Source organism: Vibrio sp. 10N.222.51.C5, from assembly GCF_041474575.1.
GTDB lineage: Bacteria > Pseudomonadota > Gammaproteobacteria > Enterobacterales > Vibrionaceae > Vibrio > Vibrio crassostreae_C.
Map to the genome: position 1 here is coordinate 1 of NZ_JBFRUJ010000039.1, position 24,944 is coordinate 24,944.

The following is a 24,944-nucleotide window of genomic DNA, read 5'->3' on the forward strand; positions in this document are numbered from 1 at the left end:
CGCGATGAACCTTTTTCTTTTATTGCTTTAGACGTTTTTCAGCGCTTAATCTGAACCTCTTACCGCTTTGTATATCATCGCGCCAATCACGGCACCAATAATCGGTGCAACCCAGAATAGCCACAATTGCGAAACGGCCCAATCACCGACAAATACAGCCACGCCGGTACTTCGAGCAGGGTTCACAGAGGTGTTGGTTACAGGAATACTGATAAGGTGAATCAAGGTCAAACAGAGACCAATCGCGATAGGTGCAAATCCAGCCGGTGCTTTCGAATCAGTCGCGCCCATAATCACGAATAGGAAAACCATGGTCATGACTACTTCACAAACGAGAGCCGCAGTGAGCGAGTAACCGCCCGGTGAGTGTTCACCATAACCATTGGAAGCAAAGCCAGAGGCAGCTGCATCAAAGCCAGCTTGTCCTGAAGCAATCACAAATAGCACGCCGCCCGCGATAATACCGCCAATCACTTGGGCAATAATATAAGGCGCAACATCCTTGCCATCAAAGCGACCACCACTCCAAAGACCAATTGTAACAGCAGGGTTGAGATGACAGCCGGATATATGGCCAATAGCAAAAGCCATGGTGAGTACGGTTAAACCAAACGCGAGGGAAACCCCGAGTAAGCCGATACCTACATCGGGAAAAGCAGCGGCTAAGACGGCACTACCACAACCACCTAACACCAACCAAAATGTACCGAATATTTCTGCGATATACCTATTCATAACGATCCTTATTAATCTTTACCAGTATCAATAAGATAGTTTAGATTTCGCAGAAGTGTGAAATCTTGTGTATATAGTTGAAAGAAAGAACAGAGAATCTTATGTAATCACTTCGAACTCGCACTAAAGATCGTTAAGGTCAGTCGTATTCTATCGCTATTTTAGCAAGTAAGAGTGACCTGATAATTAGCCGTATTTGTGTCAGTATTCTTTTTATTTAAACTACGATGAGTTGATAAAAATTAAGTAAGTTCTACTTCTACCAACACCCCAAAGTGATCTGATACAACCGGATAAAAATCGTGATTAAAAATCACCTTATGCTGCTTTACCACTACAGGCTGATTACTAAGTACTAAATCAATGCGTAACGCTTGGCTATTTTGCTCCCAACCATCAATGTTTTTAATGACAGTGGTTCCATCATCTTTGATTTCAGCAACTTCATAACAATCCATCAAACCGCGTTGTAATACGTAATCATAGCCTTCATTACGTATATGGCTTGGGTTGTTGAAATCGCCTAATAGAAAGCTCAACTCTGTTGGTAAAGTTGCCTTGATTCGGTCGAACTGATCCTCAAATGAGTTCTCTGAGTCATTCCACCAGCCACAATGACAATTATAAAGATTAAAATCACCCTGTTGAGAGGTCACTTTAATACGCACTGCTCGCCGATGTTTCCAAAAGCTCACATCATAGTTATCACTTAAATCAATGACCTCATGTTCGACAATCGGTAGTCGCGTTAAAAATGAGAGCCCCTCTTGATATACTTCATAACTTTGATGAACGAAATCCCACGTAAGTTGGTAGTGATGACCGTATTCCATGAGTTTTTTCTGTAATAAATAACCATAGTTATTCGCCAACACAGTGTGATTGGTTAATATATTGGCATCAACGGCCGGGCTATCTTGATGTTGATTCACTTCCTGTAATGCAACCACATCGCACCCTTGCTCGATAATGGCTTGCGCGACCACATCTAACTTTTCTAGCTGTTTTTCTTCTTGCCAACTGTGGGTATTTAGTGTCATTAACTTCATTATTATTCACTTATTTATTCTAGTGAGATAAAACGCAGCGCAAGGCTGCGTTTCTCGAGGTTATTTGATCTAAAAAGAATTACGCAGGTTGTGCTGAATATTTCTCTATTAACTTAGATTTAATAACATCCACCCCAGGGCCATAAATAACTTGTACACCCTGTTCTTTAATCACAGCACCAAGAGCCCCTGTCGGCTTCCATGACGCATATTCAGCAACCAACTTCGGATCATTAACTGTAATACGCAAGCGAGTCATACAAGCATCAATCTCAGCAATATTGGCACGGCCACCTAAATTCTGAATAATAATGTTCATCTTCTCATCTTCTGACATCGATTCTGAGCTTTCATCCAGGTAGTTACCCATACGACCCGGTGTTGGTAACTTCAATTTCACGATTAGGAAGCGGAACAATCCATAGTTAACCACAAAGAAAACAATAGAAACTAATGCAAAGCGAACCAGATCACCACCGATGCCCGCTGAAACCATCATAGGTATACGAGTGAGTAACTCAATCAAACCAAAGGCATGTACACGTAGGTCCATCACATCGACCAACGCAAATGCAACTCCTGTTAACACAGCATGTGCAACATACAAAACGGGAGCGATAAACATAAACATGAATTCAATAGGCTCAGTCACACCGGTTAATAACACAGCAAGACAGGCAGATAAGAACATTGGCTTATATTGTGCGCGCTTATCACTATCAACACAGTGATACATCGCAAGTCCAATACCAATCAATGAAGAGGCTGCGATAATAACTTGGCCTGCTTTAAAGCGTGCTGGGTGCACCGTATCTAACAGGTGTTGGTAAGTTGTCGGATCGCTTAATTTAAGATTATTTAAATCGCTGACCCAAGCAAGCCATAATGGATCTTGACCATAAACACTTGAGCCCGCATTCATCCCAGTCAAAAGCTCATAAGTACCACCCAACTCGGTGTAATTCATTGGAATAGTTAAAGTGTGGTGTAAACCAAATGGCAGTAATAAACGCTCTAACGTACCATACAAGAAAGGAGCAGTGATCGGCGCAGTGTCTTTAGAGGTAGCAATCCATTGACCAAAATCATTAAGCGCACCTTGAATTAAAGGCCATATTACAGATAAACCAAACGCAATAATCAGCGAATAGAAAATAACAACAAAAGGTACAAAACGCTTACCGTTGAAAAATGCTAATGCCTGAGGTAAGCGAGCGAAGTCATGATAGCGGTTAAATAAGTTGGCACCTAAATAGCCAGACATAATACCGATAAACACACCCATATTTAGGGCAGGAGCACCCAAAATATTCGTGAAGAATTGAGAGACAGGTAACTCAGAACCAAATAGGCTCATCACAACCGCTTCTGGGTCACTGAGCATAGCGTTATCCACGCCCAATATAACCCCAGTGATACGGTTGATTAAGATGAAGGCAATTAGCGCGGCAAATGCGCCACCTGCACGCTCTTTTGCCCACGAGCCACCAATCGCGACCGCAAATAATAGGTGAAGGTTAACAATGATCCCCCAACCTATGTTTTCCATTATAGCGCCTAGTGTTTCAATGGCACCAAACCCACCCGCATACATTGCGACCACTTTACCTAGTGATATCATGATACCAGCGGCAGGCATCACCGCGATAACAACGATAAGGGACTTCCCAAATCGTTGCCAAAAATCAAACGATAGTAACTTACTCATAAATAGTTCCTTGATTTAAATACAGGCTAACGTTATCAGCGCATAGCCATAAATATAATTTAGTGCTTTCTTGCAAATATATACGCGGCATAAGCGGGGGCTATTTGCGTTGTTATAAAATCTGAGCGAACGTGTTCATTGTTAATATTCTGATTATCAAGCATTAACTCGCCTAATTGGGTGCAGTCGATATCAACAACGCTCTCTTGTGGACTTAAATTGGTAATAATGGTCCATGTCATATCTTGAGCAACACGTTGATAAACATAGATATTAGGATCGTTAGCTAGCAGTAATTGATAACGGCCAACCACTAAGCTTTCATGTGACTTACGCAAAGCAATCAACTGCTTATAGAAACCTAAGATCGAATTTGGATCTTGCTGTTGTTGCTCAACATTGATATCTGCATACTGTTGATTCACCGAGAACCAAGGTTGCACCTCAGAAAAACCGGCAAAATCCTGGTCATTCCATTGCATTGGCAAGCGACTGTGGTCGCGGGATACTTGATTTAACAAGGCTAAGATATCGGCATCGCTCTGACCTTGTTGCGATAGCTTTTGAATTAAATTTCTCGCAGATACATCGTTAAATTCGTCAAGAGAAGTAAACTGATGATTTACCAGACCAATCTCTTGGCCCTGATAAATAAATGGAGTCCCTTTCATCAAGAAATAACAACTCGCTAACGCGGTAGCACTGGCATACCTAGAGTTAGGATCGGCAAAAGTATCAATACTACGAGCTTGATCGTGGTTTTCTAAATAAAGCGCATTCCAGCCTTTACCTTCTAAGGCATCTTGCCAACGCGATAAAATGCGTTTGAACGCCACGAGATCGAAATTCTCGTTGCTTTGTTCTTCCGACCATAGCTTCATGTGTTCAAACTGAAAAATCATGTTAAAAACACCACCTTGATCGTGCTCGGTCGCTTCAGCAACCCAAGGCAATGCGTTGTCGGCCGTCACCCCATTGGCCTCACCAACGGTCACGATATCAAAAGGCGAAAACGCCTGCTCTTTTAACTCATACAGATGTTTTTCAATCCCTGCCACATTCATATGATAATCGAATGAAGAGACATAGTTTTCACCCTTTGGATTGGGTAAAGAGGGTAAACCAGCTTGTTTTTGAATATGGCTAATTGCATCGACACGGAAACCATCAATACCTCGTTCCAACCACCAATGAATCATTTTAAATAGTGCTTGTTTAACTTCAGGGTTTTCCCAATTAAGATCTGGCTGTTTTTTAGAAAATAGGTGCAAATAATATTGTGCAGTTTTGTCATCATATTCCCATGCACTACCATGAAAAATACTTTCCCAGTTATTTGGTTCGCAAGTCGGCTTTTCAGCTGTAGGCTCACAACCATCACGCCAAATATACCAATCACGCTTAGGGCTATCTTTGTTATCTCGCGATTCGATGAACCATGGATGCTCATCGCTAGTGTGGTTTATCACTAAATCCATAATAATGCGAATGCCACGTTCATGAGCAGCAGTGATTAATTTATCCACATCCTCAAGGGTTCCAAAGTCAGGATGAATCGCTTGATAGTCACTGATATCGTAACCGTTATCATCATTCGGTGATGCGTAGAATGGGCAGATCCATATTAAATCAATGCCCAAATCAGCAAGATAATCTAGCTTAGCAATGATCCCATTGATGTCACCAATACCGTCCTGGTTTGTATCATAAAAACTACGGGGATAAATTTGGTAGGCAGTTGCTTTCTTCCACCACGCGAGTGGTTTTGAGTGTAGATTATTAGCGAGTGTCATCGGTTATACTATGTGTGTTATCGTTAACACATAGTGTTAAATGGAACCTATTTGGACTCAATACAATTTCAGAGAAACTGTGAACTTTCTCTCATTCTTATGTCGAATGTGCCTTCAACGGAACTGAAATCGCGCTTGAGCAATTTTTTGACAGCTTGGTAGCCCACTTGATAGTAGTTAAAAGCGACAGTAGTCAGGCTTGGGACTAACAAATCGCTGTAGTCATAGTCACCCATGCCTACAATCCATAAGTTATGACCAATCTTGAGTTGCTGTTCTTTGGCGCGACGATATAAACGAATAGCAATATTATCGGTGGCACAAAAGTAGACATGATTAGGCTGTAATTGAATTGCCTGGTAGCCGGCTTTGTCCTCCGAGTTGGCTAGAGCTTGTAGTGAAAAATTCAACTCAGGGACGGTGTCAGTAATGGTGGCTTGCATCAACTTAGTACGGCTGGAAAGCATACGCTCATCATAAATATAATGTACGGCTGCCAGCGGTGCCTGCTGTTGTTTTAACTGAGTGATGGTTTGGGAAACGAGTGCTTTAATTGCAGCATGGTCGGGGTAATATAAACAGCAATGGTGGGGGGTGTTTTTACCAATAAATAACACATTGTCTAAGGTTTGATAAAACGTCTCTTCGACACTGTGCTTTGAAGCAATAATAATAGTGCCCAATGCATTTAAGCCATTAAACTCTCTCACAGCTTGGCATTCTGACTCATGGTTAAACCCTGAGGCATGAAAAAGCATTCGTACTTGTGATTCATTGGCAGCCGCCAGTGCCCCTTTAATTACTAAACTGGTTGTATATGACTCAATGCGAGGAGCAACGAAACCAATAATATTAGATTGGCTACGAATGGAACGAGCAAATATATTAGGGGTATAATGATTTTCTTTGACGATAGCATCAATTTTAAGGCGATTTTCAGCCGAGACATAACCGTCATTAAAGTAACGTGACACGGTCATTGTTGAAATTCCAAGCTGTCTTGAAATCTCCGCCATGGTCATTTTTTTACTCATCACATTTTCCTTCCATAATGTATTATTGCCATATTATCCAATATATTGGCTGACAACAAAGTAAATAAAAACGCTACCTGATGATATACACATAGTACTTCAAGTTTATAAGATATTGTCCACTTCTTGACCTGAACTGAATACCCGTAGTTACGGCCTTGCTCGCTCAGGTCTTCAGTGCAACGACTGCTAATTTAAAAATGGGCAGGAGATATCACCGACGTAGCTACAAACAAATATTGGCTATAATTAGTTGCCATTATTGACCTTTATTCAAGGCAAGTTATTGGTTGGTTTATGGGTACGAGAATAAAGGCCTCATTGATCTGTGATGTCTTATCGATGGCTTTATTTCGCCGAGAGTTTCCTGAAACGGTTATTACTCATAGCGAGGTAGTCAGTATTGTTTGAAATACTATTGAGGCCTCATAAGCACCTATAACCTAAAGCAAAGTATGAGTAGGAAAAGAAATTGCTGGGATATAGAAAAGGGCTAATACGCTTAGGTAATAGCTTCTAACTCGATCAGGTTATCAAGGGCTTCTTGGTCGGTTTTACCACAAATGACAGGGCAAGCTTTGAATTGGTGACATACCTTCGGGCGTGAAGGTTGACCAAATAATTTGCAGAGATCTTGCTCATTTAATTGGATGCAGCGTACCCCAGCAGGCTTACCATTAGGCATTCCAGGAATAGCAGATGTAATACTTGGAGCGATACAGCATGCTCCACAACCTAGGCGACATTCCATCAAATTAAACTCACTAAATAACAGGATGCGCGATAGTAGCAAAAAATGATGAGAGTGACAGCTGTTGATTGAATCAAAGAATGAACAATTATTATCCTTGAACTTTTTATGGGCTAGCGGTATAACACGCACCCCAGTAAAAGAGTAAGAAGTAATCCTATGACGAATCCATTTTGGCAAGAAAAGACACTAGAACAGATGACCGAGAATGAGTGGGAATCACTTTGCGACGGTTGTGGTAAGTGCTGCCTACATAAACTAATGGATGAAGATAGCGATGAAGTTTACTACACCAATGTGGCGTGTAGCTGGTTAAACGACAAAACATGTTCGTGTAAAGATTACCCGAACCGCTTCACTTCAGGTGAAGAGTGTTTGAAGCTGACTCGTGACAAGATCGATGAGTTTCACTGGCTACCAGACACTTGTGCTTACCGTCTTCTATCAGAATCTAAGCCGATCCCTGAATGGCACCCGTTGATCACCGGATCAAAAACAGAGATGCATGCAGCAGGTGAAAGCGTTCGTAACAAAGTGGTATACGAAATCGATGTTGTCGATTGGGAAGATCACATCTTGAACCACCCGAACCGCTAGTTAACGAAGACTAGTCAATCACCCGAATAAAAAAAGGCTCACATTTCTGTGAGCCTTTGTCGTATTTAGGAGGGTCCAAATCAATGGACTGTGTCATGGCTAATGTCAAACAAGCGGTAAGTCTGCAACCACCTGGTTGAACGTGATACGAGCATTCTGAGCTTGCTCAGATAACTCGATCTTTTTCGCTTGTGCGGCACTAAGATTACTCTCGGCCTGCTCAAGTGCTTGTTGTAGATTCTCTGGTAACTCGTGAGTTTCCATTTGTGAACCTTGTTCTAGCACATAAGCGCGAATTTCTTTCTTCACTGCGGCAAGTTCTGTGTAAGCAACACGCTCAAGTTCTGCGGCTTCTTGTGCTGCATCTCTTTCTTTCTCAAACTGAGCCAACGCCATACCTTCAGCAGACCAAGGGTCCATGTCTGGCAGTTCTTCGATGTTGATCGTTGGCTCGATATACGCATCTTGATGGCGTAGGTCGAGGTTAGTCGCACGAACCGCTGAAATCATCAGCATCACAGAGATAGCAAGCAGTGGTAAGCCACCAACAATCGCCGCCGTTTGTAGCGTACTTAGACCGCCTAAGAACATTAGAATCGTTGGTAAGAACGACAGAGTAAATGCCCAGAACATACGGTTCCAGCGCATTGGCTCTTCGGTCACGTTGTTTTGTACAACAGACGCTAGGATGTATGAGATAGAGTCAAATGTTGTTGCCGTGAAAATGATACACAGCATTGTAAATACAGCGATAACTAGCGTGCTCATTGGCAATTGTGCAAGCATCGAGAAGATAGCTTTGGTTGCGCCTTCCGCATTCAAAATGGCAACGACATCTAGCTCACCAGAAAGCTGCAGTGATAGGCCGTAGTTACCTAAGATCATGAAGAACAGGAAACAACCTAGAGAACCAAAGAAGATCGACCCTGACACCATTTGTTTGATGGTTCTGCCGCGAGAGATACGCGCAACAAACAGACCCATACTCGGTGCAAATACTAGCCACCATGCCCAGTAGAAAATCGTCCAGTCTTGTGGGAAGTGAGTGTTTTCGAATGTACCGTAACCACCAAATGGTTCAGCCCACGTTGCCATCACGAAGAAGTTAGACAGTAGACGACCAATTGAGTCTAAGCCTGTTTCTAACATGAAGATTGTTGGACCCGCGATCAGAACGAAAGCCAGTAGACCCATCGCACCCCAGAAGTTGATGTTACTTAGGATCTTGATGCCTTTTTCCAATCCAGCATAAGATGAGTAAGCAAAAATCGCAGTACACACTAAAAGCACCATCACTTGCGTTAGGTTATTTTTAGGTAGACCAAATAGGTGATTTAGACCTTCAGTGATCAGAGGAGCGGCTAAACCTAATGTTGTTGCAGCGCCGCCTAATAGACCGAAAATGAATAGGATATCAACGATCTTTCCTGGTACGCCTTTACTACGGTGTTCACCAAGAACAGGCATTAATGCGCTTGAAATCTTTAGAACAGGTTGTTTACGTACGTAGAAGAAGTAAGCGATAGGAATTGCCGGGATTAGGTAGATAGACCATGCGATTGGTCCCCAGTGGAATAGGCCGTAGGTCGCAGCCCAGCGTATTGCTTCTTCACTGCCAGGTTCTAGTTGGAAAGGCGGTGATTGGTAGTAGTAAGCCCACTCAATACAGCCCCAATACAAGATACTTGCACCGATACCGCCACAAAATAGCATGGCAGCCCATGATGCAGTTTTAAACTCAGGCTCTTCATCAGCTTCGCCTAGTTTAATTTGTCCCATATCACTGAATACTACGTACACCATAAATGCACAGGCTGCGAGACCTAGAGCAAGATACAGGAATCCGAGTTGATCAGTCATGAATGTTTTCGCAACCGCAATCCAGTCTGCGCCCTGTGCAGGGAACAAAATGAGCGGGAAAACTATCGTGAGTAGGAGTGCTATAGCACCAAAAAAGGTTGGCTTATCGATAAGCTCAAAAGTGTTTTTCACGAGTATTATTCCATTAAAATGAGAGCGGAATTATGGAATGAACTCGTTTTTTAGACCTAATCGGGTCTATTATCGTGACGATAAATTGCTTTAATGTAGAGAAAGATTCAGTAACAGGGGGAAGCTAGATTAAAGCGAGTAGGATACCACCAACGGTTGCCGCTGCGGATAAGTATTGCCCTGCTGAATAAGAACCATCGTCTTCCTCTTCAATCTTGTCTGGGTGATCCATCCCTAATGCGCCATGGGCAAATGATTCAACCTTATCGGTAACGGTCGCGTTTTCAGCTTCGACTTTCTTGGCTTCTTTATCGATTTCTTTAAGCGCAGATAATAGTGCTTTACCTTCATCAGAAAGCTTTACAGTATTTTGCTCGACCTTAAGCGGTGCAGGCTTTTCAGCTTCAGTGCTTTTAGATTGTGCATTCATTTGCGAAGGCGAATACAGCTGAGTATTACTCGTTCCTACTGGCGTCATATAGCTCTCCTTACCTATCCTTAAACATAGTATCGGCAGAGGTGTGAAAAACTTGTGCAATTAATCATCGATAGTGATGTTTTTTTATTCGCACATTACATTTTCGTCTGCTTGGTTAAATCGTCTATTTACTAAGCAAGTCTTGTGCCGATAAGAATGTTTGATTTTAGATAGAGTTAGGATGAATGACGGGAACGTGATCAAGTTGTGACGATGGGCTAATTATCTAGGATTAGCCCATCGACTCTTTAGCTTAGAAGAGTGGATCAACAGATCCTACTCACACTCTAGGCTAGCGCTACGTTTTGACAGATGCTTGTATGCCTTCATTCGGTTCTCTTTCTTTACAAAGCGAGCCGGCGGCGAAAGCACTTCAAGCTGATAATCACCGCTATCCGATGAGATCGCTTCAACCGGGCTGATGATGGCGATTTTTAAATCAGGGTTACGACGTAGAATTGATGCCGCCGTCCCTAAACCACCCTCGGTGTGGAACTTGCCAGCCACGTGAATCACTTGTTTATCAGGGTTTGATGCTAGGTAATCCACAATCGACTCAGCCATGGTTTCGTCCCAGGTAACCTGAGCGGCAAACTGCTTTTCTGTTTGCTCTGGCGTACCGTGATGCATAGAAGCCATGAACTTTTCTTTGTAAGGGCTATCGCCAGTATCCACTTCGGCAGCAATCCATTGGCGTTGCTCGGTCGATAATTGGTCTAGGTAAGGCAATCCTTTACGGCCAATACACTGCACGAATGGCTTTGGTGCATTTGCCGCAATAACATCGACGTCGTTGGCTTTTGCGAACTCAACTAACGCGCGGTAATCACTTTCGTAATTTGGCCAAGCTGCCGCTTGAGACATGAGAATTTGTTCGCCAATTTCGCCGTTTAAGTATTGGTCAAGTGTGGCTTGGTGCTCTCGAGTGAACTGTTCCATTGAAAGCGCAATGTTTGATGTTGCGTTGCGGCGCGCTTTTAAGAAGTCGGTTTGGAAGCGGTGAATGGCAGAATGCGTGTGCCATTCGCCAATTAGAACCACATCAGCGTCAATCAGCTGCTCGGGTAATGCATCGAGAGAAAGTGTTTCGCCTTGTGGAGAAGCGAACTGGTAGTCATAGAATGTGGAAACGGATTCCGTTTGAGCCACTTTTTGAGAAGTGTCTTTTGCAGGTTGACTAGCACAAGCCGTGAGAAGAGTAGCTAATCCGATAAGAATAATACGTTGCATGAAATGCCTCCTTGAAGAACACGCATACTAAAGGAGGCAAGATAAGATTTCAATGCAAACGATAATCAATATCAATTAAATTTGTTTGCGGTACACTCGCAGCATAAAGTCAGCTTCACAGTTGAATTGCTCTGCCTCGGTGAGTTGTAGTTTAAACTCTTCACTCGCCTTCCAAGCAAACGGCGTCATCTGTAGCAGGTCGAATGCATCTGACCCCGATAGTTCCATCATATAGTTTAGTTGCTCTTGATGCTCAAGCGTAAAACCTTCGATCACTTCTGGATCTTCGTCGTGCAAGCGAACGCCATCATAAATTGCATCACGCAGTTGATACAGGTGTCGGCTAGCTGGTGTCACGGTGATCACCACACCATTATCTTTGATGGTGCGTTGTAACTCTTCAGCCTTGCAAGGCGCGTAAATGCGTAGAATTCCGTCTAAGCTGTTTTCAGCAAAGGGTAGGCGATGGCTTGATGCAACTGAGAAGTCGACAGCAGGGTAGCGTTTAGCGGCGTATTTGATAGCAATCTTAGAAATGTCTAGGCCAAAAGTAGCCCCTTTCTTTTCTTGAAGATTCACAGCAATTTCGTTGGTGTAATAACCTTCGCCACAACCAATATCCAATAGGCTAGGCGTCTCTTCTGGTAGATAGCGAGAACACAACGTCACCACCGCTTGGCGCATTGGGTCATAGTGGTTACCTTCAAGGAAGCGACGACGTGCCTGCATCATCTCTTTGTTGTCACCTGGATCTTTTGAGCGTTTGTGGTGCGCAGGCATCAAATTGACGTAGCCTTCTTTCGCTAGGTCGAACTGATGGTTCTTTTCACACTTAAACGTACGATCGTTTTGAGATAAAGGTTGGTGACACAAAGGGCATTGGTAAGTCATGGAGACCTCTAAAGGAGAATAGACAGCGCAAGTGTAACGAGCTAAAACCAAAAAGTAAAAGAGCGACATAAAGCCGCTCAAAAATCGTTTTTTATAACTGTATTTATACGGTTATTGGGCACTAATCACAGTGATCAGTTGGTGGTTTTCACCCGGCCGGAGTGTTTTACCGGCTTCTAGGCTTGGCGCGTGCAGTGTTGATTCTACGCACATCATAGTTAGGTAACCATCGTCTTGCATGTCGCCCATACTTGCAGCGCCTTCTGCCCACGGGTTCCACAGTACTGCAGAGTTATGACCGTGGTTTTCAACTGTTAGCGTGCGATCCAGCTTCTTGTCAGCAACAAAGATTTGCGCTTCTGGTTGCGTGTAAACGCGGTCAATCGTGTCGGTCAGTACCAGTTCAGATCCACCTTGGCAGTTCTTGCCACCTTGCAGGCTATCAATGTACTCAGCACCCATACCAGTGGTGGTTGTGTTGTGGATATCGCCAACGTTTAGGTAAGTGTGTAGTGCACCAGAGAAAGTCCATGGCTGAGAATCAGTGTTCTTCACGTCCAGCGTTACTTTTAGTTGTTCGCCGATCTCAACATTCAAGCGAGCATCAAACTGATGAGGCCATACTGCTAGCGTCTCTTCGCTTGGCTTCAGACCTAAGCTAACAATCACGCCAGCTTCGCTTTCACGGTGTTCAACCAATTGCCATTCACTTGAACGGGCAAAACCATGTGCTGGTGCTGCAATGCGACCAAACCAAGGCCAACATACTGGAATACCACCACGCAGAGCCGTTTTACCATCGAACTTAGCTTGTTGGCTCATCCAAATTAGGTCTTCTTGACCTTGCGGTTGGAATGACACCACATGGCCGCCAAACAGTGAAATCGCTGCGTTTGCTTTATCGTGGATAACGCGAACCAGTTTTACACCTTCGTGTTCAACGATAGTGACGTTGTCAGAAAGTACCGCCAGTGCAGGTAGAGTAGATAAATCCATTACATGATCCTTCTAAGGAAATTGAATTCAAATGCTGACTAGAGTGATGCTTGTGTTTTCATGAGTAACAAGCAGAGTCAGTATTAGAATTGAATTTTGCGTTTGGGCTATCTTGATGAGCTTAGACAGACGCGGTTTAAAAGATAGCAGGCATTAAAAAGGCGACACTAAGGTCGCCTTTTTCAAAGTCTGCTCAAAACAGTCTTCGCTAATGCTTATCTAAAGCGATTTCTAAAAAGAAATTACTTAGAGATGTGAGCGATTAGGTCTAGAACTTTGTTTGAGTAACCGATTTCGTTGTCGTACCAAGATACAACTTTAACGAATTTGTCAGTTAGAGCAACACCAGCTTTAGCATCGAATACTGAAGTTTGAACTTCACCGATGAAATCTTGTGATACTACTTGGTCTTCAGTGTAACCAAGAACGCCAGCCATTTCGCCTTCAGAAGCTTCTTTCATTGCAGCACAAATTTCTTCGTAAGATGCAGCTTCTTTTAGGTTAACTGTTAGGTCAACTACAGATACGTTAGCAGTTGGTACACGGAAAGCCATACCAGTTAGAAGGCCGTTTAGTTCTGGAAGAACAACGCCTACAGCTTTAGCAGCACCAGTTGAAGATGGGATGATGTTTTGAGAAGCACCACGGCCACCGCGCCAGTCTTTAGCAGAAGGGCCATCTACAGTTTTTTGAGTTGCTGTAGTAGCGTGAACTGTAGTCATAAGACCAGACTCAATGCCCCACTTATCGTTAAGTACTTTAGCGATAGGTGCAAGACAGTTAGTAGTACAAGAAGCGTTAGAAACGATGTCTTGACCAGCGTAAGATGCTTGGTTAACGCCCATTACGAACATTGGAGTTGCATCTTTAGAAGGACCAGTAAGAACTACTTTCTTAGCGCCAGCAGTGATGTGCTTACGTGCAGTCTCGTCAGTTAGGAAAAGACCAGTTGCTTCAGCAACTACGTCTACGTCGATAGCATCCCACTTAAGGTCTTCTGGGTTACGCTCAGCTGTAACACGTACAGTTTTACCGTTAACGATTAGGTTACCGCCTTCAACTTCAACAGTACCGTTGAAACGGCCGTGAGTTGAGTCGTACTTAAGCATGTATGCCATGTACTCTACGTCGATTAGATCGTTAATACCTACTACTTCGATGTCTGCACGCTCTTGAGCTGCGCGGAATACGAAACGGCCGATACGGCCAAAACCGTTAATACCTACTTTGATAGTCATTGTAGTTGCTCCACAACTTAATTTCTGATTAAAGATAACTGGTAGTAAAATTACAGAATCCAGTATACATCTGCAATAGATAATCCGACTTAACTTGTTTAATGTCAAAAAAAAGCGACGCTTTTCTTAACAATTGGGTGTAAGTGATTGAAAATTGACCATTGCAAGTGGCTCTGTACCCTTCCAGTTGGGTAAAATACCCCTAAATGATGATTCACTTATGAGTGTATATGTACAATGTTTCCTGGTGAGAAAGTATGTGCTACAAAACGACTCATATGCAAGCCTTTATAGAAAAAAGTAAATATAATAACTGAGAATGTGGAGAGATATTAACGTGATTCAAAAGGGAGGAAATATGATAAAGCCTGATGAATACTGGCGTGAGCGCCTAACGGACGACGAATTTTCAGTGTGTCGTGAGCGTGGTACTGAAGCCCCATATAGCGGCAAGTTACTGCACAACCATAAGACTGGCGTCTATAGCTGCACATGCTGTGAAAGCCCTTTGTTTCTGTCGGATAACAAATATGACTCTGGGTGTGGTTGGCCGAGCTTTGATGCCCCAGTGAATGATGAAGCAGTACGCTATATAGAAGATCTAAGTCACGGAATGAAGCGTGTAGAGATCCGTTGTACCGCCTGTGATAGCCATTTAGGTCACGTTTTTCCAGATGGCCCAAAGACCACAGGTGAACGGTTCTGTGTTAATTCAGTGTCGTTAATTTTCAACAAAAATGACGAAAGTACGAAATAACTTGTAACTATTGTCTAATCCTTACAGGTCGCATTTGTCGATTTAGGAATGCTGAAACGCCCAAGATTTCAGATTTAACTCTAGTACAAATAAAAACAGCTACCAAAAAGGTAGCTGTTTTTATTTGAAAGCAGGTGAATAAGAAGCTTAAGTAAGAACACTATAAATGAAGCGATCAGTAACTCGGGACGATTGAAGGGCTGTAAATTCCATCCTCAATCGCTTCGACGATGTTATCTGCGTCTTTATTTAGCTTCTTATAGGTTGCCTTGTCGAAATGGTACAACACCGTGAGCTCGGCTTCAGAAGCAATCGGCACGTCAAAGTCTTTGGCAACCATTGCCCAAACGTACGCTTTTTCCATATGTCCCAGGCTGTGGTTGATACTGGCCATCGACTTGAAGATTTCAGTGTTGGCTACCGAGCCATTAGAAAGCGTTAGCGCATTATTGAGTAGCTTAAGTGTCTTTATATGATTGCGGGTGGTATAGAAGGTTGCCAAGGCATATTGCATCTCAGCTGTGTTTAACGCTTCAGAGCCTTCTAGTTGTAGGAAACTGCGTCTGGCATTGGTGTCCCCAGTTTGCGACCACAAGAAGTAAAGCGTTTCCGGTGTATCAGATTTCGATAGCTCATCAACAATGCGCTCAGACTCTTCGATACTGTGCATTAAAGAGGTAAAGCGACGCTCTTGCAGCTTAGATTGATCGATCGTTTCGATCTGTGCCGCGAGCTCTAGGCACTTTTTGTAGGCAGTGACTAATTCGAATTCTTTAATTTTGTTGATTTCGGTGGGTTGCTTCTGAACTTCAAATCGATGCCAGATGAGGTCGGTACGTGCGACACGACATTGCCCATCGTTCATGTTCAATTGTTCACACTGAAGACCCGGATTGCTTTGGCACAGTTGATCGGTATTTTTGTTCCCTTCAAGACACCCAACCAGAGTGAAAGGCAATAGGCTAATCGCCAACCATTTCATAATTTTCATATTCCTTCACTTGTGATCAGATGCACTTATTATCGGTCAGGTTCTTGACTCAATTCTGTTACGGGTTATTTTCTGGTGAAAATTGTTAAAACTAAGGCTTTACCATGGATGCAGAACAACTTCTTAGCGCAATGACACCCGAGGTCTACGAACGTTTAACCTACGCAGTTGAAACGGGTAAATGGCCAGAAGGTACGGCGCTCTCAAAAGAACAGCGCGACTCGTGTATGCAAGCGGTTATGTTATACCAATCTAAACATAACTCTGAAGCTCAACATATGACAATTGCAGCTGGTGGTGAGATTAGCTTTAAATCTAAGTCTGAACTAAAGAAACAGTTTAAGTCAGATCAAGAAGACATTGTTAGGGTTAACCCGAATCATTAAGCTTAAATTACAACAAAGGGGTGGCAATGTGCCACCCCTTTTAGTTTAACTCGTTTATTTATAAGCAATAAAACGATTTAGTTCACGTTAAGCCGCCGTTACTTTCATAGAATAACTGGCTTTAACGTGAATCCTTGAACAGGTTATAAGCTCATCTCACCGCGCAATACTTGTTGCATCTGAGCCTTCACTTCTTCGTAGCCTAGGTTTTGGCTTAATAGATAATGCAACTTCGCCAGTGCCGCTTCTGGTGTCATATCGTAACCACTCACCACGCCCGCTTCTGCTAGTGCACAACCTGTCGCGTAACCACCCATGTTGACTTTACCAGCCAAACATTGAGTTAGGTTCACCACAATAACACCGCGCTCTGAGGCATCTTTCAGGTGCTGAAGCAGTTCTGGGTTTTGTGGTGCGTTACCCACACCGAAAGTAAGCAGAATCATCGCGTTAACAGGTTGTAATAGCGTGTTACGGATAACTTCGTGTGAGATGCCTGGGTACATTGTGATTACGCCGATAGGTTGCGGAGTAATGTTATGAACCTTGAAAGCACCTTTAGGTTGTTCGTTTACCTTTACGTTATTGCTAAGTTGGATATTGATACCCGCTTCTAGCAATGGATTCAGGTTTGGAGACGTAAACGCATTGAAGCCATCTGCGTGTGATTTTGTGCTGCGGTTACCACGCATCAACTTGTTGTTGAAGAACAGTGTCACTTCGTTGATAGGGTAGTTTGCGGCAATGTGTAGCGCATTCAGCAGGTTTGCTTGTCCGTCTGAACGAAGCTCTGCTAGTGGGATCTGAGAGCCCGTAACAATCACAGGTTTGCCGAGGTTTTCAAGCATGAAAGACAGTGCAGAGGCAGTGTAAGCCATAGTGTCTGTGCCATGCAGGATAACGAAACCATCGTACTTATCGTAGTTCGCGCGAATGTCATCAGCGATAGTCTGCCAATCAAGTGGCGTCATATCTGAAGAGTCCATTAATGGAGAGTATTCGTGAATGGTGTACTTAGGCATCTCTGGGCGATGGAATTCAGGCATGCCAGCTAGCTGCTTATCCATGAAACCTGCGACTGGAACATAGCCGTGGTCAATAGACTTCTGCATGCCAATTGTGCCGCCGGTGTACGCGATATAGATGTGTTTTCTTTCCATGGCGATTAATACTTAGTGTGATGTAGGGAACAGGGGGGCGATTATAGCGAATTATCATGCAATAAAAAGAGGCACCTCACACAGAGGTACCCCTTAGTCATTGAGTTATTGGCTCAACTTATTGAACTTGGCAATTTAAGCAGAAAGCGTATCGGCCTTGTGGGTCGTTAAAGCTGCCTAACAGCTGGCTATCTTGAGCTAACTGCTGAGTAACAGGCTGTAAACTGCTTGGTATCATCGATTGAATATCTAGGCCTATCGACATCTGAACTTGGTTCATAAATTCTTGAATAAATTGTTCAGTGGCCGAAAGTGGCTCTTCTACCCAGTAGATGTTGTAGCTTTCAAGCTCTGCAAGTGAAGCCGCAGCTGCAACCGCATCATCGAAATCACCAATCTCATCGACTAAGCCTTTCTGAATCGCATCTTGACCTGTCCAAACTCGACCTTGAGCAATCTTGTCGACAGCATCGACTTCCAGACCGCGATTTTCTCCAACTAGGCTGATGAATCGGCGGTATCCGTTTTCAATGCCCATTTGGAACGCGTCTTTCGCGCCATCGCTAAGTCCAGTTGTAATACCAAGACCTGAGAAAGGTGAGGTGCCAACGCCATCAGTGTATACACCAATATCGTTCAACCCTTTTTCGAAGGTGGTGATAACACTGAAGATACCAATTGAACCCGTTAGTGTGGTTGGCTGAGCTAGGATCTTATCCGCACCCATCGAGATCCAGTAACCACCCGAAGCAGCAAGGCTCGACATCGACACAACAACCGGTTTACCCGCTTGCTTGATCGCTTCTATTTCATTACGGATAACTTCAGAAGCAAAGGCACTGCCACCTGGGCTATCGACACGAAGTACAACCGCTTTCACTTTATCGTCGTTACGTGCTTGGCGCAGTAGGGCTGCTGTGGTATCGCCGCCAACGGTGCCACGTGGTTGCTTGCCATCCATAATTGCGCCGCTCGCTACAATCACGGCAACGTCGTGTGATTCACTAGTCATGTTTGGAAGCATGGTTGTACGGTATTCGTAGTAACCAAACGCGTTGTAGCTGTCTTGGCCGTCACTGCCGAAAACATCGGCAAGCTCTAGTCGAACTTGCTGGCGTGTCGCTAGCTCATCCACTAAGCCAAGTTTCTCGGCCAGTTTTGCAATGTCACCGTCCACAGACTCAAGTTCTTTCAAGAAGGTGTCCATGCTTGGGTTCAGTGTCTTAGCGTCTATTTGACGGTTGTTGCTGACGTCATCAACGTACGCACCCCATAGTTGGCTTAACCAACGAGAAGCGGACTCTTTCGCTGCGTCTGACATGTCATCACGAATGAAAGGCTCAATAGCTGACTTATAAGTGCCCACACGGAACACGTGCGTGTTTACGTCTAGTTTCTCTAACAACGTTTTGTAGTAAAGCGAGTAAGCGCTATAGCCTTTAAGAAGAACCCCACCATCTGGTGATAGGAAGACCTTAGTTGCGTAGCTGGCTAGGTAGTATTGGCTTTGGTTGTAAAAGTCACCCACCGCATAAATCGGTTTGCCTGTTGCTTTGAACTCATTCAATGCTTTAGCAATGTAGCGTAGCTTGGTCAGGTTGGTTTCTGGCAGCTCTTTGAGAGCTAAAACGATACCAGTAACCTTGTCATCGTCTTTTGCGTAGCGAATCGTTTCAACGATATCAAACAGGATGTTCTCTTTTGGAAGGTCTTTGCCAAGTAGTGAACCTGTGACCGAATCCATCGGATTGATATAGCGGCTTTGTTCCACAATAGGGCCAGACAGATTAAGCACTAAAGCCGAATCCTGAGGAACCGTCGGTTGAGCCGTATCTGAATGGAAGTACACAAAGTAGATGATGGCGATACTGAGTAAAAAGACTAGGTTAACCAGCGCAAGACGTACAAACGTAATGAGCTTCCAAATCCCTTTAAAGAACATGCCTATAAATTTGAATATTTTTTTCATTCTGTCTCCGCAGTGAGATTACGTCGCTTTAACAAGCCGTAGTACCATTAATCTCAATAATATGAACTGCTTAGTATCCTACGATAATTCCCAAGCTCAAACTACACCAAGAATTGTTAATCGATATATATTCTCATTAAGTGTAGTCAAATTAAGGGCTTCTGAACGATTAATACCTTCAGCATTATGATCGGTGTTACAAAAATGTAAACGGTTGTTTGAACTTTTGGTAATTGAACTATACTGTGGTCAGACCACAAGGATAAAATAATAGAAGTGATGTCTGCCATGTACCCACATTTACTTGAACCACTCGATCTTGGATTTACCCAGTTACGTAACCGTGTATTGATGGGATCAATGCATACAGGTTTAGAAGAAAATAAAGAAGGTCTCCACAAACTCGCCGCGTTTTATGAAGAGCGAGCAAAAGGAGGCGTTGGCCTTATTGTTACCGGTGGTTTCTCTCCTAATTTACGTGGCAGATTAACCCCATTTAGTGCTGAATTCAGTAAAGTGAAGCATGCAAAAGCTCACCAAGTTGTTACCGAGGCCGTGCACAAGCATGGCGGTAAGATTGCCCTTCAGTTGCTGCATGCTGGCCGCTATGCGATGCACCCATTCGCGCAAAGTGCTTCGGGTATTAAAGCGCCAATCGCTAAGTTCGCACCGAGTGAGATGAGCCCTCGTCAGATCAAAAAGACCATCGGTGCCTTTGCCAATAGTGCAGAGCTAGCTCAGGTTGCTGGCTATGACGGTATTGAGATCATGGGCTCTGAAGGTTACTTGATTAACCAATTCATCTGTAAGCGTACCAACATGCGTTACGACGAATGGGGCGGTTCTTATGAGAAGCGCATGCGTTTCCCGCTGGAGATTGTTAAATCGATTCGCGAAGCAGTGGGTGACGACTTCATTATTATTTTCCGACTGTCGATGCTGGATTTGGTTGAGCAAGGCAGCACCTTTGAAGATGTTGTTCTATTGGCTCAAAAGCTGGAAGAAGCAGGCGTGACTATTATCAATACCGGTATCGGTTGGCATGAAGCACGTGTTCCGACTATCGCGACGCAAGTACCACGAGGCGCATTCTCTTGGGTGACGGAAAAAGTGAAACCATACGTGTCGATCCCAGTGGTGACATGTAACCGAATTAATACGCCAGAAGAGGCCGAACGTATTCTTAGCTCTGGGCAGGCTGATATGGTGTCTATGGCGCGTCCATTCTTGGCAGACCCGGATTTTGTTAATAAAGCAGCTCAAGACCAAGCTCAGTTCATCAATACCTGTATCGGTTGTAACCAAGCTTGCCTTGATAACGTGTTTAAAGGTAAACGTGCGAGCTGTTTGGTGAACCCACGCGCTTGTTACGAGACTGAAATTGTTGTTCAGCCAGCGCAAGCGACTAAGACCATTGCGGTTGTCGGCGCAGGCCCAGCCGGTTTAGCCTGTGCAACGACTTTAGCTCAGCGTGGGCATAAGGTTGACTTGATTGAGAAAAATGACCGTATCGGCGGTCAGTTTAGATTGGCAATGCAGATTCCGGGTAAAGAAGAATTCAGAGAAACGATTCGCTACTTTGCTAACCAAATCGACGCATCAGGCGTGAACCTGAAACTGGATACTGAGGCAACGTTTGAGATGTTGTTGAAGTACGATGAAGTCGTGATGGCGGCTGGCGTAGAGCCAAGAAAGCTCGATATTGAGGGCATTGACCAAGAAAACGTGGTCGATTACCAAACCTTGATTCGTGAAAAGACACCAGTAGGCGAAAAGGTCGCGATTGTTGGTGCTGGTGGTATTGGTGTCGATGTGGCAACCATGCTGACAGAACCGACTTCACACAGCCTAGACGATTGGCTGCATGAGTGGGGCATCGATAAGAATATGGAACACCCAGGCGGACTTTACCCTTACCCTGATTCATTCAGCGATAAAACGGTGTGGGTGATGCAGCGTAAAGCGGGTCGTGTTGGTAAAGGTCCGGGCAAAACTACAGGCTGGATTCACAAACGCACACTAGAAAAACGCGGTGTTAATCTACTGGGTGGCGTGAGCTACAACAAGATTGATGACCAAGGTCTGCATATCAGCGTTGGTAAGAAAGAGCAGGTGCTGGATGCTGACTCGGTTATCGTATGTGCAGGTCAGGTGTCAGTTCGTCCATTCGAAGACATGTGGCAAGAGTTTGGTGGCAAACTGCATGTGATAGGCGGCGCCGATTACGCGGGTGAATTGGATGCAGTACGCGCAATTCGTCAAGGTGTTGAGCTAGCGATTAAGTTATAGAATCAGCTATCAAACTGTAATCTTATCAGTAGATATTGTTACTTAATTTGCTGAGTTAGATTTTGAACAAGGCTCCTAAGTCATAGATTTAGGAGCCTTTATTGTTTCTAATCTAGCCTAAATGGACAGCCGTTGAGATTTATTATCGTTTGTATTCTGTGCTAAAGTTCAAGTATACAAATAATAAAGAAATAGTAAGGACTTCAAATGGATGCTTTGGATCTATTGCTCAACAGACGCTCAATCGCAAAACTCTCTGATCCGGCACCTGAAGGTGTGGCGTTAGAAAACATCATCAAAGCAGGGCTGCGTGCTCCAGACCACGGTGCACTAACACCATGGCGCTTTGTTATCGCGCAAGGTTCAGGCCTACAAAAGCTTTCAGACATCTTGGTGCGCGCCGCTGAAGCGGATGACAGCGAAGAAGCGGTTATCGAGAAAGTAAAAAAAGCGCCGTTCCGAGCTCCGATGGTGATTACTGTGATTGCCAAAGTAACTGAGCACGAGAAAGTGCCTGCTATCGAACAACATCTGTCTGCGGGTTGTGCTGCACAGGCGATGCAAATGGCCGCAGTCGCACAAGGTTTCCAAGGCTTTTGGCGCTCAGGTAAATGGATGTTCCACCCAGAAGTACACCAAGCATTTGGCCTAGAAGGCGACGATGAAATTGTTGGCTTCCTATACCTAGGCACTCCAGGCTGTACACCAATGAAAGTGCCAGAGCGCGACTTCTCTAAGTTCGTTGAGTTTTTATAAAGAAAGCTGAAGCTTGAATAGTGGAATGCTAACTGTATAAACAACCAGTTTTTCTTGATTTATTAGAGCCACATTAGATAATGTGGCTCTAATTGTTTGTAGCATCTGGAAAAACATGTCTCGCCTTATTATTGCTGAAAAACCAAGCCTCGGCCGCGCGATCGCCGCTGCACTACCTAATCCACAAAAGAAAGACCAAGGGTTTATCAAATGTGGCAATGGGGATGTGGTGACTTGGTGTATTGGACACTTATTGGAGCAGGTTGAGCCGGATGCTTATGACGACCGTTATAAGAAGTGGAATTTAGCCGATCTTCCTATCGTGCCGGAGCAATGGCAGCTAAGACCGCGTAAGACTTCAAGCAAACAGCTGACGGTGATCCGAAAGCTATTGAAGGACGCGACCCAAATTGTCCATGCGGGAGATCCGGATAGAGAAGGGCAGCTACTGGTTGATGAAGTGATCGATTACTGCAAGGTGTCCAAGGCTAAGAAAGAGTCGATGGACAGGCTACTGATCAGTGACTTGAACCTACCAGCCGTAAAACGTGCACTCTCTCAAATGCGCAGTAACCGAGACTTTATTCCACTGTCTATTTCTGCTTTAGCACGCTCTAGAGCCGATTGGCTTTATGGTATGAACATGACGCGTGCTTATACATTGCTCGGTCAAAAAGCCGGTTACCAAGGCGTGCTGTCGGTCGGGCGAGTGCAAACGCCTGTACTTGGTTTGGTCGTAAGGCGCGATGAAGAGATCGAAAACTTCATTCCCAAAGATTACTTCACGCTGCACGCTTTGATCCCTTATCAAAATAACGGCCAGAGCTTTGATATTCGCGCGCGTTGGAAACCAAGCGAAGCATGTAAACCATGGCAAGATGAAGAAGGGCGCGTGCTCAATCGAAAGCTGGTTGAGAACGTGGCTAACCGAATTGCGAATCAACCCGCAACGGTAACGGAATCAGAGCAAAAGCAGAGTAAACAAGCGGCGCCACTGCCTTACTCGCTGTCAGCCTTGCAGATTGATGCGTCTAAGCGATTTGGCATGAGTGCGCAACAGGTTCTCGACACGTGTCAGTCGCTGTACGAGAAACACAAGCTCATCACTTACCCGCGTTCCGACAGCCGCTATTTGCCTAAAGAGCACTACTCGCAGCGAGAATCGATCGTAGACGCTATCGCTAACAATGCGAAAGAGCTGCAAAGCGGTGCTCAAGGTGCGGATCTTTCTCTTAAATCAAAAGCATGGAACGACAGTAAGGTCGATGCTCACCACGCGATTATTCCTACTCCGAAGAAGTCATCAGTGAATGGCTTATCTGCTAATGAGATGAAGATCTATCAGCAAATCGCTCGCCAGTATCTAATGCAGTTCTACCCACCTGCGGTTTTTGCTGATGCTAAGTTGGTGTTTGATATCGCTGGTGGTGTGTTCATTGCGAAAGGACGTCAGCTTATCAACCCCGGTTGGAAAGTGTTGATGGGCAAAACCGACACCGAAGAGAAAAGCGATGGCACGGATACAGTTCCGCCATTGGATAAAGGAACCGTGCTCACCTGCCGTGAAGGCGTGATAGGTGATAAGAAAACCGAGCCACCAAAACACTTCACGGAAGCGACCTTGCTGCAAGCCATGACAGGTATCGCACGTTTTGTCGCAAACAAAGACCTCAAAGCCATTTTGAAAGAGACCGATGGTCTTGGAACAGAGGCAACTCGAGCGGGTATTCTAGATACGCTATTTAAAAGGCAGCTGCTAACGCGCCAAGGTAAGAGCATTCACAGTAGCCCGGCGGGGAGAGGTTTGATTAATGCCTTACCTGAGGACTCAACCTTTCCAGATATGACGGCACACTGGGAGCATCAGTTGCAAGGCATGGCAGAACGAAATCAAGCTTATCAGCCTTTCATGCAAGCGCTAGAAAGCAAGATTGATGGTTTGATGGGCAAGGTAAAAACAGGCGAAGTACCTGAATCACTGCGTCATCTGCCTAAAGTCGAAAGACCTGCCTTTAAACGCCGTAAAGGCGGTGGTGCGAAGAAATCCTATGCCAAGACAGGTACGTATGCTAAGAAAGGCACTCCCGCTAAAAAGGGCACTAAAAGCTAAAAACTGAGAGCAAACCGCTGTTTAGGGCGATAAT

The 24,944-nt window shown here is 44.4% G+C and carries 21 protein-coding genes and 1 pseudogene; 7 read left to right on the forward strand and 15 right to left on the reverse strand.

The features are described from left to right. Nucleotides 1-45 precede the first annotated feature (45 nt). The 5 genes from aqpZ to AB4558_RS12695 all read right to left on the reverse strand — a co-directional run bounded on the left by aqpZ (nucleotide 46) and on the right by AB4558_RS12695 (nucleotide 6,319). Nucleotides 46-735 (reverse strand): aquaporin Z, encoded by a 690-nt coding sequence (gene aqpZ, locus AB4558_RS12675; protein ID WP_372126738.1) that lies wholly within the window; start codon nucleotides 733-735, stop codon nucleotides 46-48. A gap of 242 nt (nucleotides 736-977) precedes the next feature. Beyond that, entirely contained in the window at nucleotides 978-1,784 is an 807-nt protein-coding gene (locus tag AB4558_RS12680) for an endonuclease/exonuclease/phosphatase family protein (protein ID WP_019823193.1), read from the reverse strand. Between the two features lie 79 nt (nucleotides 1,785-1,863). Beyond that, nucleotides 1,864-3,492 (reverse strand): PTS transporter subunit IIBC, encoded by a 1,629-nt coding sequence (locus tag AB4558_RS12685; protein WP_017070319.1) that lies wholly within the window; start codon nucleotides 3,490-3,492, stop codon nucleotides 1,864-1,866. Between the two features lie 59 nt (nucleotides 3,493-3,551). Next, nucleotides 3,552-5,285, reverse strand: a complete 1,734-nt coding sequence (locus AB4558_RS12690; RefSeq protein ID WP_372158846.1) for an alpha-glucosidase — start codon at nucleotides 5,283-5,285, stop codon at nucleotides 3,552-3,554. Nucleotides 5,286-5,353: 68 nt separating this feature from the next. After that, nucleotides 5,354-6,319 carry a LacI family DNA-binding transcriptional regulator gene (locus AB4558_RS12695; RefSeq protein ID WP_017070321.1) on the reverse strand — a complete coding sequence of 322 codons (966 nt, stop codon included), beginning with the start codon at nucleotides 6,317-6,319 and terminating at the stop codon, nucleotides 5,354-5,356. Between the two features lie 140 nt (nucleotides 6,320-6,459). On the opposite strand from AB4558_RS12695, the pseudogene AB4558_RS12700 reads away from it, so the two are divergent. After that, a pseudogene (locus AB4558_RS12700) lies at nucleotides 6,460-6,801 on the forward strand (DDE-type integrase/transposase/recombinase); the annotation flags it as partial. 20 nt (nucleotides 6,802-6,821) lie between these two features. Here the strand turns inward: AB4558_RS12700 and AB4558_RS12705 are convergent. Further along, on the reverse strand, nucleotides 6,822-7,070 hold the full coding sequence (locus AB4558_RS12705; protein WP_017059389.1) for a YkgJ family cysteine cluster protein: 249 nt from the start codon (nucleotides 7,068-7,070) through the stop codon (nucleotides 6,822-6,824). A 159-nt stretch (nucleotides 7,071-7,229) separates the two neighbouring features. On the opposite strand from AB4558_RS12705, the gene AB4558_RS12710 reads away from it, so the two are divergent. Beyond that, nucleotides 7,230-7,667, forward strand: a complete 438-nt coding sequence (locus AB4558_RS12710; protein ID WP_017059388.1) for a YcgN family cysteine cluster protein — start codon at nucleotides 7,230-7,232, stop codon at nucleotides 7,665-7,667. A 105-nt stretch (nucleotides 7,668-7,772) separates the two neighbouring features. On the opposite strand, the gene AB4558_RS12715 is transcribed toward AB4558_RS12710, so the two are convergent. The 6 genes from AB4558_RS12715 to gap form a co-directional block, all read right to left on the reverse strand. After that, a complete protein-coding gene (locus AB4558_RS12715; protein WP_372075007.1) occupies nucleotides 7,773-9,659 on the reverse strand; it encodes a BCCT family transporter in 1,887 nt (628 codons plus the stop codon). Between the two features lie 124 nt (nucleotides 9,660-9,783). Next, complete coding sequence (locus AB4558_RS12720) at nucleotides 9,784-10,137, reverse strand: hypothetical protein (protein ID WP_372075006.1); 354 nt, start codon at nucleotides 10,135-10,137, stop codon at nucleotides 9,784-9,786. A 276-nt stretch (nucleotides 10,138-10,413) separates the two neighbouring features. Further along, nucleotides 10,414-11,367, reverse strand: a complete 954-nt coding sequence (locus AB4558_RS12725) for a ChaN family lipoprotein (protein ID WP_017059385.1) — start codon at nucleotides 11,365-11,367, stop codon at nucleotides 10,414-10,416. Nucleotides 11,368-11,442: 75 nt separating this feature from the next. Then, nucleotides 11,443-12,258, reverse strand: a complete 816-nt coding sequence (gene rlmA, locus AB4558_RS12730; RefSeq protein ID WP_017059384.1) for a 23S rRNA (guanine(745)-N(1))-methyltransferase — start codon at nucleotides 12,256-12,258, stop codon at nucleotides 11,443-11,445. A 111-nt stretch (nucleotides 12,259-12,369) separates the two neighbouring features. Further along, the gene (locus tag AB4558_RS12735) at nucleotides 12,370-13,254 is read right to left on the reverse strand and encodes a D-hexose-6-phosphate mutarotase (protein WP_017059383.1); all 885 of its coding nucleotides are present in this window, start codon (nucleotides 13,252-13,254) and stop codon (nucleotides 12,370-12,372) included. 242 nt (nucleotides 13,255-13,496) lie between these two features. Beyond that, nucleotides 13,497-14,492: a type I glyceraldehyde-3-phosphate dehydrogenase gene (gene gap, locus AB4558_RS12740; RefSeq protein WP_017059382.1), complete on the reverse strand. Its 996-nt coding sequence runs from the start codon at nucleotides 14,490-14,492 to the stop codon at nucleotides 13,497-13,499. 319 nt (nucleotides 14,493-14,811) lie between these two features. Between gap and msrB the strand changes: the two genes are divergently transcribed. Next, nucleotides 14,812-15,249 carry a peptide-methionine (R)-S-oxide reductase MsrB gene (gene msrB, locus AB4558_RS12745; protein WP_080582205.1) on the forward strand — a complete coding sequence of 146 codons (438 nt, stop codon included), beginning with the start codon at nucleotides 14,812-14,814 and terminating at the stop codon, nucleotides 15,247-15,249. A 175-nt stretch (nucleotides 15,250-15,424) separates the two neighbouring features. Here the strand turns inward: msrB and AB4558_RS12750 are convergent, their stop codons facing one another. Continuing rightward, nucleotides 15,425-16,231, reverse strand: coding sequence for a DUF2989 domain-containing protein (locus AB4558_RS12750; protein ID WP_017059380.1), 807 nt, complete (start codon nucleotides 16,229-16,231; stop codon nucleotides 15,425-15,427). Nucleotides 16,232-16,344: 113 nt separating this feature from the next. Between AB4558_RS12750 and AB4558_RS12755 the strand changes: the two genes are divergently transcribed. Further along, on the forward strand, nucleotides 16,345-16,626 hold the full coding sequence (locus AB4558_RS12755; protein WP_010437067.1) for a YeaC family protein: 282 nt from the start codon (nucleotides 16,345-16,347) through the stop codon (nucleotides 16,624-16,626). A 143-nt stretch (nucleotides 16,627-16,769) separates the two neighbouring features. Here the strand turns inward: AB4558_RS12755 and ansA are convergent, their stop codons facing one another. After that, on the reverse strand, nucleotides 16,770-17,786 hold the full coding sequence (ansA, locus tag AB4558_RS12760; protein ID WP_017063439.1) for an asparaginase: 1,017 nt from the start codon (nucleotides 17,784-17,786) through the stop codon (nucleotides 16,770-16,772). Nucleotides 17,787-17,904: 118 nt separating this feature from the next. Continuing rightward, complete coding sequence (gene sppA, locus AB4558_RS12765; RefSeq protein WP_029235699.1) at nucleotides 17,905-19,755, reverse strand: signal peptide peptidase SppA; 1,851 nt, start codon at nucleotides 19,753-19,755, stop codon at nucleotides 17,905-17,907. A gap of 279 nt (nucleotides 19,756-20,034) precedes the next feature. Here sppA and AB4558_RS12770 point away from each other — a divergent pair, with 279 nt between their 5' ends. The 3 genes from AB4558_RS12770 to AB4558_RS12780 all read left to right on the forward strand — a co-directional run bounded on the left by AB4558_RS12770 (nucleotide 20,035) and on the right by AB4558_RS12780 (nucleotide 24,910). After that, the gene (locus tag AB4558_RS12770; RefSeq protein WP_017070327.1) at nucleotides 20,035-22,044 is read left to right on the forward strand and encodes an NADPH-dependent 2,4-dienoyl-CoA reductase; all 2,010 of its coding nucleotides are present in this window, start codon (nucleotides 20,035-20,037) and stop codon (nucleotides 22,042-22,044) included. A 207-nt stretch (nucleotides 22,045-22,251) separates the two neighbouring features. Next, nucleotides 22,252-22,800 carry an NAD(P)H nitroreductase gene (locus tag AB4558_RS12775; protein ID WP_017059376.1) on the forward strand — a complete coding sequence of 183 codons (549 nt, stop codon included), beginning with the start codon at nucleotides 22,252-22,254 and terminating at the stop codon, nucleotides 22,798-22,800. A 115-nt stretch (nucleotides 22,801-22,915) separates the two neighbouring features. Further along, nucleotides 22,916-24,910, forward strand: a complete 1,995-nt coding sequence (locus AB4558_RS12780; protein ID WP_372158847.1) for a DNA topoisomerase III — start codon at nucleotides 22,916-22,918, stop codon at nucleotides 24,908-24,910. Nucleotides 24,911-24,944 lie beyond the last annotated feature (34 nt).